This is a genomic window from Pseudomonas putida (assembly GCF_001941965.1).
Taxonomy (GTDB): Bacteria; Pseudomonadota; Gammaproteobacteria; order Pseudomonadales; family Pseudomonadaceae; genus Aquipseudomonas; species Aquipseudomonas putida_L.
On record NZ_MKZO01000049.1, the window covers coordinates 1 to 17,878 of the forward strand.

The following is a 17,878-nucleotide window of genomic DNA, read 5'->3' on the forward strand; positions in this document are numbered from 1 at the left end:
GCGGGAGGGGGTCGAATGCTACTTGGGTAGTGGGTGGTGGTGGCATTGGTTGTAGATCAGGGATTTGTGGTGCTGCAGATGGCCTCATCGCTGGCAAGCCAGCTCCCACAGGGATCGCGTGCACCGCTGGACCTGTGGGAGCTGGCTTGCCAGCGATAGGGCCCGAAAGGCCACCGCAGGACAGGACCTTTGCACCGGCAGGATGCGCCTCGCCGATCCAAAAGCCCCGCCCCGCGATGGTGGAGTTCACCAGGTGAGCACGGCACCCAGCGCCAGGGTGTCGGTGTCCTCGTTCTGCGCGTCGCCGTTATGGCCGTTGATCTCGAACTGGTTGTACTCGGCCACCAGCTTGAGGTTGTCGTTGATGTCGTGGAACAGCGCGATGCCGCGGGTTTCATAGTCCGCGCCGGTATTCACCGCGCCATTGCCGTCGTCCTTGGTCTTGCCATAGGACAGCGCCAGGCGGTTCTTGCCGAATTTGTACGAGCCCTGCACCAGGTAGCCCTTGCTGTCCACCTCGCGCAGGGTCGCCTCACCGGCATTGTTGGTGAAGAACGGGTTGATGCCCTTGGCGGTGAAGCCCGAACCGGTCAGCGAGAACGCCCCCATCTTGGCCTGCACGCCATAGCCCAGGCCCTTGGACGTCACGCTGTCGACGTTGTGGTCGGTGTTGTCCGAGGTCTGGTAGCTGCCGTTGATCCAGCTGTAGATCTGCGCGCCACCCAGGTCGAACTGGTAGGTGATTTCGCTCTCGGTACGCGGGTTCTTCTGGTAGGCCTTGCCCACCGCGCTGTCGTCGTTGGTGTCCACCGGGTCGAGCACGCCCACGGCAATGCGCAGGCCGTCCATGATCGGTGTGCGGTAGGTAATCTGCGCCGAAGGGAACGGGTACGGGTAGCCGCTGCCGATATTGCCGAACGACACCCCGCCGCCATCCACCAGGCCCAGGGTATCGCTGACCTGGCCATAACCGGCGAGGAGTTCGTCAAGCAGGATGTTGGAGCGGGCGAACAGGCCGAAGTCCTTGCCGATCAGCACTTCGCCCCACTCGGGATTGGCCACGGTGCCGTAGAACTGACGGACGTCGATGGCAGTGTCGGTGCCGTTTTCCTCGCTGTCGTTGATGGTCACCCAGAACGAGGCGCGGCCGCCGAGCTTGAGGTCGCCCATCTGCTTGGTCATGTTGAAGCCGAGGGTGTTGGGCAAAAAGCCCATCTTGATCCGCGACTGGCGCCGGTCGTACTGCTCGCCGGCACGGTTGACGTCGCTGTTGACGTAGAAGGCGTTGACGTAGCCATCGGTGGAGAAGGTCGTTTCATCCTTGTCGTACAGCATGATTTCCGCCTGGGCCAGGGGCGCCAGGCCGAGGGTGGCGAGGCCGGCGAACAGGGGCAGGAAACGGGCATTGGCATTCTTATTGTTGTGCATGACGCTCTCCGCGAACGGTTTGGACGGTTGTCGGCGTCGATTATCGAAAGCCCGCACGCCCTGCCCTATGCTGCCTTGGCGCGAGGTTCGCGGTGCTTTGGCCGCGGCCATGGGCGCGGCGGTCGAGGGAACTAATCCCCTGTGCGGGCGGGTCACAAGGCTAAAGTGTCGAAGGCACGCCCTAAGGTCGGGCTTGCCCATGCAAAAATGCAGATTGCTACTGCAGTTTTGTCGATTGAGCTGGGCAAATTTGCACTGTTACGATCCGGGCGATCCTTGACCGCGACAATTCACGTGGAAAATCAATAACAAAGCAGGGAGACAGCGATGACCGCGCCAGCTTCAACCACCGGTATCACTCAAGCGGAAACCGCCCAGGTTCTTGCCGAGGTTCGCAACCATATCGGCCACTTGACCCTCAACCGCCCCGCCGGGCTCAACGCCCTGACCTTGCAGATGGTTCGCGACCTGCGCCTGCAGCTGGAAGCCTGGGCGCTGGATGCCGACATCCATGCGGTGGTCCTGCGCGGCGCCGGCCCCAAGGGCTTCTGTGCCGGCGGTGATATCCGCTCGCTGTACGACAGCTTCAAGAGCGGCGCCACCTTGCACCGCGACTTCTTCATCGAGGAATACGACCTCGACCTGTTCATCCACCACTACCGCAAGCCCATCGTCTGCCTGATGGACGGCTTCACCCTCGGCGGCGGCATGGGCCTGGCCCAGGGCGCCGAACTGCGGGTGGTTACCGAGCGCAGCCGCCTGGCGATGCCGGAAGTCGGTATCGGCTACTTCCCGGATGTCGGTGGCAGCTATTTCCTGTCGCGGATTCCTGGCGAACTGGGCACCTACCTGGGCGTGACCGGAGTGCAGATCCAGGCCGCCGACGCGCTGTACTGCGGCCTGGCCGACTGGTACCTGGACAGCGACAGACTGGCCGACCTGGACCGCGCCTTCGACCAGTTGAGCTGGGGCGAGTACCCGCTCAAGGACCTGCAAGGCGCCCTCGCCCGTCTCGGCAGCCAGACCCTGGTCAACCCGCCGCTGGCCGAACTGCGCCCGGCCATCGATCACTTCTTCGCCCTGCCGGATATCGCCAGCATCATCGAGCAGTTGCGCACGGTGAACGTCGCCGGCAGCCACGACTGGGCGCTGAAGACCGCCGACCTGATGGACAGCCGCTCGCCCCTCGGCATGGCGGTGACCCTGGAACTGCTGCGCCGCGGCCGTCACCTGGCGCTGGAAGAGTGCTTCCGCACCGAACTGCACCTGGACCAGCAATGGTTCGAACACGGCGACCTGATGGAAGGCGTGCGCGCCCTGCTGATCGACAAGGACAAGCAGCCGCGCTGGAACCCGCCCACCGTTGCCGGCCTCGACCGCCAGCGCGTCGACCAATTCTTCGAAGGCCTGTGAGGGCTGGAGCACCGCTATGCAAGACCTGGAACTGACTGAAGAACAGATCATGATCCGCGACATGGCCCGCGACTTCGCCCGCAACGAAATCGCGCCCCATGCCCAGGCCTGGGAAAAGGCCGGCTGGATCGACAACGAGGTGGTGCGCAAGATGGGCGAGCTGGGCTTGCTCGGCATGGTCGCCCCGGAGGAATGGGGCGGCAGCTACACCGACTACGTCGCCTATGCCCTGGCCGTGGAGGAAATCGCCGCTGGCGATGGCGCCACCGGGGCGATGATGAGCATCCACAACTCGGTGGGCTGCGGTCCGCTGCTGGTCTACGGCAATGATGAGCAGCAGAAGACCTGGCTGCCGCGCCTGGCCACAGGTGAAGTGATCGGCTGCTTCTGTCTCACCGAACCCCAGGCCGGCTCGGAAGCGCACAACCTGCGCACCCGCGCCGAGCTCAAGGACGGCCAGTGGGTGATCAATGGCGCCAAGCAGTTCGTCAGCAACGCCCGGCGGGCCGGGCTGGCGATTGTCTTCGCCGTGACCGATCCGGAACTGGGCAAGAAAGGGCTCTCGGCCTTCCTGGTGCCCACCGACAACCCCGGCTTCGTGGTCGATCGCAGCGAACACAAGATGGGCATCAAGGCCTCGGACACTTGTGCCGTGACCTTGAATGACTGCCGGATTCCCGAGGCCAACATGCTCGGCGAACGCGGCAAGGGCCTGGCGATCGCCCTGTCCAACCTCGAAGGCGGGCGCATCGGCATTGCCGCCCAGGCCCTGGGCATCGCCCGTGCGGCGTTCGAGGCGGCGCTGGTGTATTCCCGCGAGCGGATCCAGTTCGGCAAGCCGATCAACGAGCACCAGAGCATCGCCAACCTGCTGGCGGACATGCAGGTGCAGATCAATGCCGCGCGCCTGCTGATCCTGCATGCTGCGCGCCTGCGTACTGCCGGCAAGCCCTGCCTGAGCGAGGCCTCCCAGGCCAAGCTGTTCGCCTCGGAAATGGCCGAGCGGGTGTGTTCCATGGCGATCCAGGTGCATGGCGGGTATGGGTACCTGGAGGATTACCCGGTGGAGAAGTACTACCGGGATGCGCGGATCACGCAGATCTACGAGGGCTCCAGCGAGATCCAGCGGATGTTGATTGCGCGGGAGTTGAAGAACTATCCGTTGTAAGTGCAGCTCCCACAGGTTGTTGTGCCGGCCGCACGATCTGCGTTCGGCGCGAACCCTGTGGGAGCTGGCTTGCCAGCGATGAGGCCTTCAGCTGACCCTCCTTACTGACCGTGCACCACTCAGCCGGGATCGCGACCACTGAACGTCACTCGCGCCGTGCCTTTTGGCGGGGCGATGACACCGTAAACGTTCTGGGTACCTTGGCAGATGACACGTACATGGGTCGCCTGGAAGTCCTGCGGGACGTTGAAGTGGAAGCGGTTCAGCTCGTCTGGATTCAAACGTGTGCCATGCAGGATGAAATTCAGCCGCTCATTCCTGGCATTGCTGACCCACCCATAGCAGCGGGCAACCGCAACCTCCGCAGCACTGGCCGTCACATGGGTGACCCCGTAGGCGCAATGCAGGGCCGGGTAGGCGATTCCGGCCCGCTGCAGATCCGGATCGTAGAAGCCCAGCAGGGTCGTGGCCGGTACACCGATCTGCTGTGGCCGGCCGGCGACATGCTCGGGAAAGTCCTGGCACAGGTTCCACGAGCTGCCACTCGAGACGTAATTCAGGACATCGCCGCTTTTCAACTGCAGCTGGGTGCCGCTGTAGTGGAGCGTGGTTTCGTAGACTGCCTGGTGAATGATGCGCACGCCCTTTCCGCGATTGGCTGCGGTCGCAGCAGGCAGGTAGATTTTGGCCGTCCATTGCCCATCGAAGATATCCACCTCGACCCGCTGGAAGGTTTTCAGCAATTCGGCAATCCCGCCCTCGCCCGCCTCCTGCGGTGCGGCACGATACAGCTCGCCCCACTCGAGCATGCTCTTGCGATCTTCATCCCACTTCATGTAGCCGGTCGAAGACGCCTTGCTGAACACCGCCTTGCTCTCGATGAAGCCCTGCGCGATCTTCATGCTATAGGGGGTGAGCATGGTGTACCGGTTGGTGTCCGGGTATAGCGGGTAACCATCCGCCATGGTGTCCCTGCCGAAGGAATGGCCATGGAAGGGCTGCTCACACTGGCTACTCTGGCACGTCGGTACGCCGGTTATGGCCTTTTCAAAGTTGGGCAGGAAGACATTCCTGTCGCAGTCCCAGCCCCAGGTCGAATTCGGTGAAACGGCGGCGCGGTGAATGGACCCTCCGAAGCCGCCGGGGTAGTGTCCGATACCGAAGTTATGCCCCAACTCATGGCTGAATTCGTTACCGTCGCAACCATACAGCGTCACGATGCTGCCTCCACCGGAAAGACCATGCACCACCCGGCCATTGGTATAGTTGCCCACCGAACTGTGTGCGGTCAGTTGCGCCACCACCCAGTGCCGGTTAAGCCCGTCCTCGCCGCTGCCGGGGGAGCTGTGCACGCCAACGGCGGCGTTGTTGATCCCCAGTGAGATCAGCTCCTTGCCGATACGCTGGCGCAGGTCACCACCATGCACGTCGCCCTCTTGCCTGGAGTGGTCGGTATAGCGGGTGCCGTCGGCCATTTCGATGACCTCGCAGTGCACCGGTTCGTACTGGTTGACGATCAGGCGGCAGGCAGGAATGGTCTGGTAGTACTGACGCTGCAACTCGCCGGTGAAGCCGTCGATGAATACCCGTTGGTTGGCTGTAAGCATGCCGATATCGATGGTGTTGAGCAGTAGTTCGCCCGCAGCACCCACGTCCGGGGAATAGCTGCCTTCACGTCCTGCAGCCGTGAAATCCAGTTTCACGCCTGGCGAGACATACCGAGCGGGCAGGAGGGCTGACCAGAAACGGGTGCCATAGACAACCCTGGCATAGACCTCATCGGTGGACCACTCGGTGACTCGTGGCAGATGTTCAGGCTTGGTCATCTGGAGCGTCAGGTCCGCGACTCTCAGTTGCACGCTATCAGGATAGAGATCGTAGGGGTTCATCGGCTGGAACAACACGAGGGTGAGGCGTTGCGCTACCAGTCGCGGCTTGAAGTCGTCGGAAAACCAGGTGTTGGGTTGCGGCAGTATCGAAGCCTGGGCAAAGAGCACCGCGCCCTGAAGGGTGCCGTCAGTCAGGTTGTTTTTTACAGAGGACTGGTTGAAGTACTGCGGATAATTGTCGGTAGACATGGTGGCACGCCTCCTGGGCGTATCAGGGAGTCGAACGTGGTCAAACACAGTCAACATTTCCCGGCCGGATCAGTCCCGGCCAGTGAACGTCACTCGCGCAATTCCCTCGGGCGGGTCTATCCCTCGCGAGGCGTTCTGGGTGTCGGCGCAGTAGACCTCGATGTAGATGGCCTTGAACGCCTGCGGGACGTTCAGGTGCAGGCGGTTGAGTTCACCCGCGTTGACCCGGCTGCCGCGCAGCGGGAAGTACAGCCGCTCGCCTTGCGCATTGGTCACCACGGCGTAGGCCGGTAACGTCAGGGCGACCTCCTCGGGAACCCCGGCATAGGTCATGCCCCAGGCACCATGCAGCGCCGGGTAGACGATGCCACCGCGCCCCAGCTCCGGGTCGTAGTAGCCCAGCACCGTGGTCACCGGGATGCCGACCTGATCCGGCTGGCCGGCGACGTTCACGGAGAAGTCCTCGACCCGGGTCCAGGTGCCGCCCATCTCGTAGTTCAGCAAATCGCCCCTTTTCACGGTCACGCGGGTGCCATTGACATGCAGCACGCTGTCGGCCGCCGCCGTGCTCAGGATACGCACGCCCCGCAGCCGCTCGGCCGTCACCGGCAGATGGATGTCGGCAGCCCAATGCTCCTCGTCCAGGTTCACCTCGATCCGCTTGAAACGCTTGAGCAGCCCGGTCATCGAGGCCAGGTCCAGTTCGTCCACCCCGGCGCGGTGCAGTTCGCCCCAGGGCAACATGGCCTTTTCCTGCTCGTCCCACTTCAGGTGGCCCGTCGGCGAATCGGTGCTGAAGATCGCGTTGATCTCCAGGTAGCCTTGGATGGTCTTGAGGCTCCAGGGGGTGAACTGGGTGTAGCGGTTGACCGACGGATAGTGGGCATAGCCATCGGACATGGAGTCGCGGCCGAACTTATGCCCATGGAACGGCGGCTCGCAGATTCCGCCTTCGCAGGTGTTCTCACCGCTGCGTTCCTTGAGGAAGTTGGGCACGAACACGTTCTTGTCGCTGTCCCAGCCCCAGGCCGAGTTGGTGCCCCGGGCGGCGCGATGCACCGAGCCGGCGAAGCCGCCGGGATGGTGGGACAGGCCATAGTGATGGCCGAATTCATGGCTCAGTTCGTTGCTGGCGATGTATTGCAGGGTCACCATCCCGCCACCGCCCGACCCACCATGAATCACCACGCCGTTGCGGTAGTTGCCGACCGATGTGTGCGCCGTCAGCAAGGCAATCACCATGTGCTTGTTCAGCCCGTCCTCGCCGCTGCCGGGCGAGGAATGAATGCCCTGGCTGGCATTGTTGATGCCCTGTGATACCAGTTCCTTGCCGATACGCTGGCGCAGATCACCCGCGTGCCATGTGCCTTCATCCTGCGAGCGCTCCAGGTACAGGGTACCATCGGCCATCTCGATGAACTGGAAGTGCACCGGCTCGTACTGGTTGACGATCAGGCGGCTGCACGGCAGGGTCTGGAAGTACTCGCGATGCAGCTCAGTGATGAACTCGTCGGTGAACTTGCGCCGGTTGGGGGTCAGCATGCCGATATCGATGGTGTTGACCAGCATTTCGCCTGGCGCACCGACATTGACGTTGGCGTAGGTCCCCGAGGTGGCACCTGCCTTGAATACCAGGTCCATGCCGGCAACCACCTGCTGCCAGGGCAGGATCGCGCTCCAGAAGTGCTCGCCGTAGACGATCCGGCCGTATTCCGCGTCGCTATCGCGCTCGGCGATCGGCGGCAATTGCTCCGGCGGCGCCATGGCCAGGGTGAAGTCGCCGACACGCAGCTGGATACCCTCGGCAGCCACAACGGCGCTGATGGGCTTGAACATCACCAGGGTATCGCGCAGGCCGGTCAGGCGCGGCTGCACATCGCCGGCTATCGGCGAACTGCGCGACGGCAGCACCGAGACCTGGGCAAACAGCACACTGCCCTTGAGCTCGCCGACCAGGTCATTGCGCAGGTCGCGGTCGTTGAAATACAGCGGGGATTGGCTACTGGACATGGTGGCGGAGCCTCGTGGAGTTAATCTCGGAACTGCACGAGGCTCATTCGAACACCGCCGGGCGAAGCCAACAACTGACAGAAATATCAGGTGCCCGACCGGGGTTCTGTCACACCAGGGTGAAGGTCATCCGGCTGGTCACCCCCTGGCTCTCGGAGCCGAGCAGCTCGAACTGCCCGGGCCGAGCCTGCGGCGTCACCTCGATCACATGCTTGAGCATGGCGATCCCGTCATAGGGCACCGGCAGATCGACCGACCATTGCCAGTACACCGGCTCGTTGTACGGCAGGCGGGCGTCGTTCTCGTCGTAGAAGGACACCAGGGCGACCACGTAGATCGGCTTGTCGGTGGGGATGCGGATCGGCTCGCCCGCCGGCGGGCTTTTCCATTCGGCGCGAACTGCAGGCAGCAGGCCGGTGCGCAGGTTATGCAGCACCACCTCGCCTACCGCGACTTCCTGGAAGTTGTGGATGGCATGGATGTGCACCTTCACCGGCCAGGTCCCGCGCCAGCTATCGAGGAAACGGTAATCGACCTCGATTCTGCCGCTCTGCTCCTTGTCGTTCTCGCTGATGAACATGCCGGTGAACGGACCTTCCTTGCCGTCCACCTTGACCACATAGCGCACCAGGCCGACCGCCGGCTCGGCTGGCCCATAGCTGATGCGCACGGTCGGCGCTCCCTGGGTCGCCGGGGCGTAGAGATGAGCATGGCTGACGATCAACTCGAAGTCGGCAGTGGCGCTCGCTTGCCCGGCGGGTGTCGCCTGCGCCGCTTCCAGCGTCAGCGTGATCATCAGTTGCAAGCCGTAGGCGCTGTGCAGCATGGCCTGGACGATGCCGGCCTACGCGCTGGACGTGATCTGCAGCAGATGGCCGTGAGCGATCACCCCGGCGGGCTGGTCGTAGAGCTGGACCAACCAGTCCAGCTCCTCCATAGGCAGATCACCCCATTGCGGTCGTAGAAGGTCGGCGTGATGACCACCCAGGCATCTTCGCTGCCGGGGATCTCGATCCGGGTCGAGGGCCAGACATTCGACTCCATGCGGGCCGGCGCGATCTTGCGCGTGTCATGCAGGGTCAGCAGCGCCTCGTCCACCAGAGTGCCGTCACGCAGTGCCTGCAGTTTCAGCTGGGCGGGCCAGGTGCCCTTGTAACGCTCGATAAAGTCCTTGCCCACCAACAGATGACCGCTGCCCTCCTCTGGCAGCAGGTTCAGTTGCATACCCTCGGGTACGCCTGGCTGGCCATTGAGCGACAACTGGAAGCTCAGGGCTTTCGGCGCCTCCTGCGCCGCCATGCTGACCAGCACCCGGGCAGTGCTGGCGCGCAGTGGCGGGTAGAGATCATGGGGGGAGAATTCCAGGTCGATAAGCCTGGCGCTGGGGTTGGGGGAATTCCGGGTCATGCTGCGGTCCTCGTGGTGGTCGCTGGGAACGATCCGATTGCAGCAACTTCAGCAGGGGGCCACAACTGACAGAAATGTCAGGTCAGGCCGGTTGGCCCGCAAGCGATTCCGGGGCCCGGAGGTATGCTGGTAAGATCCCGCGCCTATGCATTCAGGACATCACCATGGCGCGTCTGGCCTCACTTTTTCTCGCAAGCGCACTCCCCCTGCTGACCTTCGACCCGGCCCTGGCCGTGGATGCCAGCGCCGGCACCTTCTCCATCACCCAGCGCTGCGAAGCCTTCCAGTCCTTCAAGAACCAGACCAATCCCGGCGGCCTGTCCGTGCAGCCGGGGCAGACGTTCGCCATCGCCGAGGTCAACCGCGAGCAGTACCAGTGGGTCAGGGTCAATGTCGGCAGCGGCCGGAAGGACCTGCGCTGGGTCGCGGCCCACTGCGGCCAGGTCGAGGGTCTGCAGATCGCCCGCTCCGGCACCCAGGCCTGCCGTCTGCCGGACCAGTACGACAGCCATGTGCTGGCCATCACCTGGCAACCGGGCTTCTGCGAGCATGACCGCAGCGGGCCGGGCAAGCCGGAATGCCAGGCCATGCGCGCAGGCGAGTTGCAGGTCGATCACTTCACATTGCACGGCCTGTGGCCGAACAAGCAGGCCTGTGGCATCGACTACGGCAGTTGCGCCGGCCCGGCGCTGGACCTGGACCAGGCCACGGTGGACTACATCAAGCCGTGGATGCCCAACTTCCATTACGACACCCGATTCGGCAACCACGAATGGAAGAAACACGGCGTCTGCCAGACCGCCATGGACGATGACCAGTACTTCAGGCTCGCGGTGGACCTGGTGAAATCCTTCAACGATTCGTCGGCCGGCGCCTATATCCGCGAGAACGCCGGCGGCTCGGTGTCCAGGGAACAGTTCCAGGCAAAGCTGATGGACGACTATGGCAACAAGGCCGCCGCCAACAACTTCCTGCTGATCTGTACCGGCGACTACCTGAAAGAGGTCCGCGTCGCGCTGCCCAGGGACTTCAAGGGCGAACGCAGTTTGAAAGGCGTGCTCGGCCAGGACTTCCTCACCGAGCGCAGGAGCGACCGCAGCGAGTGTCGTGGCGAGCGGATCCGGATCGAGGCCAGTGGGATGGCGAGGTGATGAGGTGCCGACGAAAGGGGCGCCTGGCCCCTTCGTGGCGTTCATCCCATTTATTTGAACAGGTCCTCTCGCCCCGGCATGTCCATGCCGACCAGCGATCTGATTTCGGTTTCGCTGACCGTCGGTGGTATGAACTTCTGAACCAGGAGATTGGCGCTCGAATTAAGATCCAGGGTGTATCCCAGCAAAGCGAACAATGAATCATCGCACTGGCTGGACGTGCCCTTGTACAGTTTCCGGGTGGTGGAAGTGATCTGCTGTTTAAACCCGCCGCTCAAGAACAGTCCCCCCGCAGCCTCCGTACCGTTGTTGAGGTAGGCCGCCTTGAACGCATCGAACTGACCCGTAGCCTTTGCCTCGTCCACGTGTTGGATCAACTGGGTCAGGGCCTTGGCCCGTGCCTGCTGGGCGAGCCTCAGTTCACTGGGTACCGTGGGCCACTTCGCCGGAACCTTGGACAATGGCCCGCCCCGAGTACGGAACCAGTTGCGCGGAAGCCCCTTCAGACCTTGGAGGCCCATGGAGATCCCGGCCGCCGCGCTGGCGAGCCCGAAGGCCTGTCCCCAGGCTTCCAGCGTCCTGGAGAGCTGGGGATCACTTTCCGCAATGATGATCGAGGCCACATCGAATGCGAAGGACATCGCTGCCAAAGCGGTGGTCGCGACCGCCAGCAGCATCGACGCGCCCGCAGTGAACGGAGCCATCAGCACGCCCACCGCACCTGCCACGATACGGAATGCCGTGCTTTGGATGACTGGCGCATTGCTCCAGCGTGAATACTGCGCGATCACGGCCCGGCCACTGGGGTCTTCGTTATTGACCGGATCGGCATTGCCGAACACATAGCCTCCGGCACCGCCGATGCCGAACGGGCTGTTGCTGTCGCGAGAGAGGAACCGGCCCAGGGCCGGGTCGTACAGGCGATAGCCATTGCCCAGGTGATACAGCCCCAGACTGTTCAACGGTTCGCCCTTGAAGCCCAGCCAGTTGGTCGCTTTCGTGCCGGAATAACGCTTGCCGTAGGGCTCGTAACGGAAATAGGTAATGGCCTTGGTCGCCAGGTCGATGCTGGCGAATACCGTGCCGTTGGCATCGCGCAATTCGAAGGAACGGCTTTCGCTGCTGTCGGTGATAGCATCCTGCAGCAGGCAGGCTCGGCTTTCGTTGCGCACGATGAGCGAGCGCTTCTTGAAGCTGGCTCCTGTGGTGCTATCCGTCTGCACCAGCGCATACACGCAATCACCCCGATAGTGGTAGGTGTCCGTCTTGTTGCCAATGGTGCCGCCGCGCACCCGGCCTTCCTTGTCATAGCTGAAGGTGTACTGGGTCTTGTCGCCGTCGGTGGAATAGGTGTTGACCTGGCCGTTGCCGTGATAGCCAAGCCTGCGGGTGCCCCCGATGGTCAGCCGTCCGCTGTCGTCATGGGTAAACGCGGTGCCGGGGGCCGTGGCCGGAACTGCCAGACTCGTCTTCTGGGTGAGGACATTGTTCAGCACCCCGGGTTTGTCGCCATCGAGGTAGAACAGATCGCTGTTGCCGCTTGATGAATTGGCGTGGCTGAGTGCGTTGCCCAATGCATCGTAGGTCCAGGTGTCGGTCCTGGCCGACGGCCCGATCCATTTGGTCAAGCGCAGGGCCTTGTCGTACTCGTAGCTGTTGACCTCCTGCTCGGTGACCGTGACGACCTGCTTTGCATCGGTCTTCGCTGACTTCAACGTGCTTTTGCTCAGGCGCCCGTCCCCGAGCAAGGTACGGTCCAGGGTCAGGGTATCGACCCCCGTGCAGGTAAAGGTGCGCCTGGTTTCCTGCCCCAGCCCGTCGTAGGTGTAGGCGACGGTCATCACCAGGTTGGCGGACTTCACGGCAGTGATGGTTTCGCTGGTCAGCAGTCCGTTGTCGGCATAGGTCCAGGTGCAGATGCAGTGGTCACTCTTCGACCTGGTCAGGCGGTTGAAGAAATCGTACTCGTAGGTCGTCACCGCGCCGCTCAGGTCAGTGAATTTCAGCACCCGCCCACCCGTGCTGAACTCCAGGGAGGACGTCTCGGTGCCGAGTTTCTGCGGGTGGATCCGCTTTGCCTTGTCGGGTTCACCGGAGTAGTCGCTCAGAGCGCTGGGGCCGGTCACAGCGGTCTTGCGCGTCGCGGTGGTCGAAGCGCCGCTATAGCTGAACTCGATGGTCTGGTCATTGATCGTCTGGCTGGAAGCACGCCCGAGCATATCGACGCTTTGCTTGCCCAGCTTGACCGCAGTCGCCGCACCATTCTTGACATGCGCCTCCCCTGCGATCGGAGCCAGCGTGGCAGGGTCGTAGGCATTTGTCAGGACAATGCTTTCGCGGGTGGTTTTCAGCAGCCGCCCGGCACAGTCGTAGCTATAGCTGATGGCACCACCGATCTTCGGGGTCACGCTGGTGAGCTGGCCGTACTTGTCATAACCGTACTCGATCTTGTCCTGCTCGGTTTCCTTGTTGCCGCTCTCGACCTTGAGGTAACGGACCGACTTGACCTGCCCGTCGGCGGACATGATTTTCTCGATCTTGCAGCCTTCGCTACCGGACTGGCTATAGAGCTCGGTAAGGGTGCTCTTGTTGGCATTGAACTGACGGTCGATGCTGAACTTGCCTTGGGTAAACTGTTCGCCACGCACGCCCGGGGTCCGCTCCTGGATCACCTTGCTCAGTTCCTTGCCATCCTTGTCCTTCAGCAGGTTGGTTGTGGTGATTTTGCCGCTGACGTCATAAACGCGTTTGCTCTCTCGCTGACTGATCTTGGCATTGCCGGTGCCGTAATCGGTTTCCACGGTGCTGGCGAGCCGGCCCAGGGTGTCGTAGGTCCAGCTATGTGTCTGCAGGAAGCTGGTAGCGCCATTGGGCTTGAGGTGCTGGGATGTCTTGCGACCGAGGATGTCGCGGTCGATACGCGTGGTGGTTCCGTCCTCGATCATCTCGTACTGCCAGACCAGGCCGCTGGCCAGGGTGCAGGTGGTCTTGCGCAGGTCACTGCTGCCCTTGCTGAGTGTCTCGCTCTTCAGGTTGCCTTGCGGGTCGTAGGCCCGCACGGTCTTGTAGCTTTCGCTGTCGGTACTCTGCAGCAGGCGTCCGCTCAGGCGCGAGCGGGTCTGGCTGGAGGTGACGTCGGTATGGCCGGCCTGGGAGACGGTAGTCTTGATGGTCAGCCTGTTGGTATCGGCGGTGTCCACGCTGTAGTCGTACTTGGTGGTGACCCGTGAAGCCTCGTAGACCACCCAGACACCGGCGGAATAGACTATCTGGGCGACCGAGCTAGAGCTGACCAGGCCATAGCCTGGCTTGTCCTGGGCAGTGTGGTATTCGAAGGTTTCCAGGCTCATGGATGAATTTTTCATCGTGTTCAGCTTGAAGCCTTCGTTGTTGGCCTTGCTTTGAGCCTGGAGGCTGGCATTCAGGTCGTCGAGGCTCTTCTGGAAGGCAGGCTTATCCTTGGCGCTCGCAGCCTTGATCTGGTCCTCCAGGCTTTTAACGAATGCCTTGGCCGCCGCGGTCGCCACGGCCAGTTGTTCGGCCTCCACGTTGACCCTGCAGCAATCGGGCTGGAGGATGGTCAGTTTCTGCTTGGCGCGCACGTTTCCCTCGACATTGGCGTAACCAAAGAAAGTCAGGCGCTGGGGCTCCTCTTTGTCGCCGACCTTTCGTGCTACCAGCTCGGACTCCACTTCGCTGGAGAGTGGCCGGTCACTGCCGCAATGGGTGATGGCTACCGGCAGATTGAACGCCTTCTTGGCGTAATCGTTGACGGCCGCCTGCATTTCCACGTTGGTATCTATACGCGTACCCCAGGTCATTCCGCCGGAGCCACCTACGGCGGCTATCAAGCCGGCGGGATTGGCGTAGTCCAGCCCCTTGAACAGGCATCCAAACAGGCTCCAGTCCTCCACCTTGACTTTGGTTTCGGTAACAGTGAATTGCTGATAGTTGTTGTAATAGGTCAAGTAGGTAACGTCACCATTGTTCTCGCGACGTATTGGGTTACCCACGGCATCCACGCTCAACAGTTGCTTGTCTACCGGTACATCGCCTTCCCAGCAGCGGGTTTCCGAAAGCACGGTTTTCGTATCGCTGTTCAAACTGTGAGCCCGCTGCCGGCAAATAGGAACTGCTTCGCTGCCGTAGTTTTCAACGTAGGACAGCCCGTTTGAGAAGTTGTAATTGCGTACGAACGCTGTCCGCGGTGATGCATTCTTGAAGTAGCCTACCAGTGTTGTCGTTTTGCCGGACCAGGCATAGTCGTTTATCAGTGACTCCATGCCGCCGCCGGGAGAAATAACATGGCGACTGACCTTGCTGTCTGCGGTGTACTCCACTGTTTCACTGTGCAGGGCCTTGTCGGTTTTCGACGTGCTGTTCACAGTAAATTCATGCTGTTTCTCGACATCGATGCCGATAAGTCGATCTGAACTATCCTGCTTGACGCTATAGCGGACCTTGCCGGCGCTCGCCAACCCCCCGACCTCCAGTTCGGCGAGAAGCGCACCAAACTTTCTATCAGCAATGGTATAGGTTATTTTCTCGTCCTTACTGTTGGGAAATACGGTGATAGACTTGGCCACATTAACGAAAGTCGCATGCGCCGCCCCCTCTGGATAAAGCCATTGAACCTGCAAGAGCACGGTCGTGCCTTTGGATACTTTCTTCAGCTTGGTTAGCGTGTATTCAATATCCAAGCTGGCGCCAGAGGCCAAGGTGTATTTGACGAGATTCACCCCCGTCACAAGTTTTTCTTGGTTGGAACAGAACCTGTAGGTATGAGTAATACCGTCCTTGTAGGTGACTGTGTAGCCGATAGTTACCAGGCCCGACCCAATAACGTAATCGTAGTCAAGCTGGAGTTTGAAGTCCCCGCCATTCACCTTGCTCGTGGTACCGCCGATTCGTACGGTTCGACCGTCTCGCAAGGTCAGATAATACTCATTATTAATCTGTTTTTGCTGCGTCGCTACAAACCCGAACGCCTCACCTATGCGTGGAATCAGTCCTATTTTCTTGTCATACCCCAACGACACCTTCAAAGGGTCCTTGAAACTGTCGTCGGCAAATAATTCCACGACAGGTACATTCAAATCCGCCTGACCCGTCTGCGCATCCACCGTTATATATTTACAAGCCTCCACACATTGCTCGAACAGCTCCCTCGCCTCACTGCTCATCCCCGGCAACGGCCAGGAAATCCCCGAGATGATCTTCATCTCCACTTCCAGCCCGGACGCCTTGGGAATCCAGAAGAAGTTCACGTTCTTTTCGTGCCAAGGCTCCATTTCACACGTCGTGGAATTCTCCCGCCCGGCCCTGATGAACTTGCTGCGTTTATTGATCTTGCCGGCGAAGTCCTTGGCCCAGTGTTCGTGGTTCAGCCGGCCGTCTTCAGGGATGAAGGCCATGCACTCCAGGATTCGCCCGGTTTTTTTACCCTTGACGACCATCACCACCTGCTCGTTTTCAACCAGGGCACGGTTGCCGATGCTCGCCCCCTTGTCGAAGTTCTTCAGGCTGACGAGGGTGGTGAAACAGCGAACATTCTTCGCGCATGACCAGATCTTGTTCAGGTAGGTACTCGACGACGGTACCGGGGCCCCGTCCTTGTTCCCGGAGCGGTCGCCGGCCATGACCAGTTCGGTCTTGAGGTTGATCAGCTTGGCCAGGTCTATCGCCACCGAGCTCTTGCCATTGCGCTTGTCGCCCGGGGTAAAGGTGAACTCACGCAGGATGGCATCGGTGGTGTCGTCCATGACGTAGACCCGGCAGGACTCGGTCACACCCTGGTCCCGCTCCGACGAGATGTAACCTAGCTCCACCATCTGGGTCTTTTCCCAGCCCACCTTCAGCTTCGAGCCCTTGGGCAGCCAGATCACGTTGGTGCTGGCGTGCTCCGTCGGGTCGATGGTCTTGTTGGTAGCGTGCTTGACCCCGGCCTTGAGAAAACGGCTGTGGTCGTTGATATGTTTCGCCAGATCCTTGGCCCATTGCGCTGCAGTGAGCCGCGCAGGATGTGGCGTGAACGTCACGACCTCGCAGAAATTGCCCTTGCCTACCGTGGATACGGTCACCACGATCCGGTCGGCCGCTGTCAGGCTGGCGGTGGCGGCGATGGCACTGCCCTGCTCCCAGTTATCCACGTGCAGCGCGGTGGTGAACATCCGCAGCTCGGCGAACTTCTGGTTGATCGCGGTACTGGTGGCGCTGGCGTGAGCGGACGAGGCGTTGATCTGCTTGGCCAGCGCCGCCGGCCATTGCGCCTTGCCCAAGGTGTTTCCGGCCTTGGTGGCTTTCAGGGTGATGCGGTCGAGCAGCTTGTCGGACTTTTCATCGAAGACGAACAGCGAGATCTCCTCGCCCTCGGCGGCATCACGGTCAGCCGGAATCTTGCAAGCCTCGCTCACCTTGTCCTCCTGCCAGGTCACGCTCAGGTCGGAGTTCTGCGGCAGCCAGATCCAGTTCAGGCTTTTGTCCGCCATGGGGGTGATCAGCTCGCCGTCCTGCTTGCCCGCCCTTACGTAAAGGCTGGTGCGGTTGATCTGTGCCGCGAAGTCCTTGCTCCATAAACCCGGGGTCAGGCGGCCGGCGCTCGCGGTGAAAAGCACGGTTTCCAGAAGGTCGCCCACGCCGTTGCGCACGTTCATCCGAACCCTGGCGGTTGCCGCCAGGTCGGTGGTGGGTTGCAGGGCCAGGCGCTTGGTGGTGCTCCAGTTGTTCTTGCTGACCACCGTGGTCACCACCTTCAGGGCGCGGGAGGTGACACCCCAGAATTTGTTGCCCTCGGCGCTGTCGTCGATCTTCCAGCCGAAGGTGGCGGTTTCCACGCCGGCGCGGATCAGCGCCAGGTTGCCGTTGATATGCCGGCACAGGTCCATCACCCAGAGCAGCTTACCGGTGTGCCCGCGCAGCGGCACGAAGGTGGTCTGCTCCAGCAGGGTTTTCAGGGTGCTGTCGAAGACACTGACCGTCACCCGCTCGCCCTCGGCGAGATCGCTGCCGGAATAGACGTTGCCCAGGTCGGTCCAGTTACGTGATGGCATTTGCGCATGCTCCTCGGACAAGCGCCGGAGGGCGGCTGCGGCATGCAGCGCCGGACCGACGCGGAAACCACAAGAAAGGGACAGATGCGCTTAACGCTAGTGAGGATGGGCGGGGCTCACAACTGACAGAAATATCAGGTGGGTGGGTATCCAGTGGTCATTCCGGGGCGGCGT

Annotated in this window: 9 protein-coding genes; 3 read left to right on the forward strand and 6 right to left on the reverse strand. The window is 61.7% G+C overall.

Annotated features, from left to right (window positions below):
- Positions 1-246: 246 nt before the first annotated feature.
- Complete coding sequence (locus PSEMO_RS25110; protein ID WP_075805658.1) at positions 247-1,428, reverse strand: porin; 1,182 nt, start codon at positions 1,426-1,428, stop codon at positions 247-249.
- A gap of 327 nt (positions 1,429-1,755) precedes the next feature.
- Here PSEMO_RS25110 and PSEMO_RS25115 point away from each other — a divergent pair, with 327 nt between their 5' ends.
- On the forward strand, positions 1,756-2,841 hold the full coding sequence (locus tag PSEMO_RS25115) for an enoyl-CoA hydratase/isomerase family protein (RefSeq protein WP_075805659.1): 1,086 nt from the start codon (positions 1,756-1,758) through the stop codon (positions 2,839-2,841).
- Between the two features lie 16 nt (positions 2,842-2,857).
- Complete coding sequence (locus tag PSEMO_RS25120; protein ID WP_075805660.1) at positions 2,858-4,009, forward strand: acyl-CoA dehydrogenase family protein; 1,152 nt, start codon at positions 2,858-2,860, stop codon at positions 4,007-4,009.
- A 119-nt stretch (positions 4,010-4,128) separates the two neighbouring features.
- Here PSEMO_RS25120 and PSEMO_RS25125 read toward each other — a convergent pair whose 3' ends face one another.
- The 4 genes from PSEMO_RS25125 to PSEMO_RS25140 form a co-directional block, all read right to left on the reverse strand.
- The gene (locus PSEMO_RS25125; RefSeq protein WP_075805661.1) at positions 4,129-6,087 is read right to left on the reverse strand and encodes a M66 family metalloprotease; all 1,959 of its coding nucleotides are present in this window, start codon (positions 6,085-6,087) and stop codon (positions 4,129-4,131) included.
- A gap of 69 nt (positions 6,088-6,156) precedes the next feature.
- Positions 6,157-8,097 (reverse strand): M66 family metalloprotease, encoded by a 1,941-nt coding sequence (locus PSEMO_RS25130; protein ID WP_075805662.1) that lies wholly within the window; start codon positions 8,095-8,097, stop codon positions 6,157-6,159.
- A 109-nt stretch (positions 8,098-8,206) separates the two neighbouring features.
- On the reverse strand, positions 8,207-8,923 hold the full coding sequence (locus tag PSEMO_RS25135; RefSeq protein ID WP_075805663.1) for a hypothetical protein: 717 nt from the start codon (positions 8,921-8,923) through the stop codon (positions 8,207-8,209).
- A 59-nt stretch (positions 8,924-8,982) separates the two neighbouring features.
- Positions 8,983-9,504 carry a hypothetical protein gene (locus tag PSEMO_RS25140; RefSeq protein WP_075805664.1) on the reverse strand — a complete coding sequence of 174 codons (522 nt, stop codon included), beginning with the start codon at positions 9,502-9,504 and terminating at the stop codon, positions 8,983-8,985.
- Between the two features lie 164 nt (positions 9,505-9,668).
- Here PSEMO_RS25140 and PSEMO_RS25145 point away from each other — a divergent pair, with 164 nt between their 5' ends.
- Complete coding sequence (locus tag PSEMO_RS25145; RefSeq protein ID WP_075805665.1) at positions 9,669-10,655, forward strand: ribonuclease T2 family protein; 987 nt, start codon at positions 9,669-9,671, stop codon at positions 10,653-10,655.
- A gap of 50 nt (positions 10,656-10,705) precedes the next feature.
- Here the strand turns inward: PSEMO_RS25145 and PSEMO_RS25150 are convergent, their stop codons facing one another.
- Positions 10,706-17,704 carry an RHS repeat-associated core domain-containing protein gene (locus tag PSEMO_RS25150; protein ID WP_075805666.1) on the reverse strand — a complete coding sequence of 2,333 codons (6,999 nt, stop codon included), beginning with the start codon at positions 17,702-17,704 and terminating at the stop codon, positions 10,706-10,708.
- Positions 17,705-17,878 lie beyond the last annotated feature (174 nt).

Excerpts from the sequence above, each read along its gene's own strand:
- PSEMO_RS25110 (WP_075805658.1), bottom strand. The coding sequence starts at position 1,428 with ATGCACAACAATAAGAATGCCAATGCCCGTTTCCTGCCCCTGTTCGCC.
- PSEMO_RS25115 (WP_075805659.1), top strand. The coding sequence starts at position 1,756 with ATGACCGCGCCAGCTTCAACCACCGGTATCACTCAAGCGGAAACCGCC.
- PSEMO_RS25120 (WP_075805660.1), top strand. The coding sequence starts at position 2,858 with ATGCAAGACCTGGAACTGACTGAAGAACAGATCATGATCCGCGACATG.
- PSEMO_RS25125 (WP_075805661.1), bottom strand. The coding sequence starts at position 6,087 with ATGTCTACCGACAATTATCCGCAGTACTTCAACCAGTCCTCTGTAAAA.
- PSEMO_RS25130 (WP_075805662.1), bottom strand. The coding sequence starts at position 8,097 with ATGTCCAGTAGCCAATCCCCGCTGTATTTCAACGACCGCGACCTGCGC.
- PSEMO_RS25135 (WP_075805663.1), bottom strand. The coding sequence starts at position 8,923 with ATGCTGCACAGCGCCTACGGCTTGCAACTGATGATCACGCTGACGCTG.
- PSEMO_RS25140 (WP_075805664.1), bottom strand. The coding sequence starts at position 9,504 with ATGACCCGGAATTCCCCCAACCCCAGCGCCAGGCTTATCGACCTGGAA.
- PSEMO_RS25145 (WP_075805665.1), top strand. The coding sequence starts at position 9,669 with ATGGCGCGTCTGGCCTCACTTTTTCTCGCAAGCGCACTCCCCCTGCTG.
- PSEMO_RS25150 (WP_075805666.1), bottom strand. The coding sequence starts at position 17,704 with ATGCCATCACGTAACTGGACCGACCTGGGCAACGTCTATTCCGGCAGC.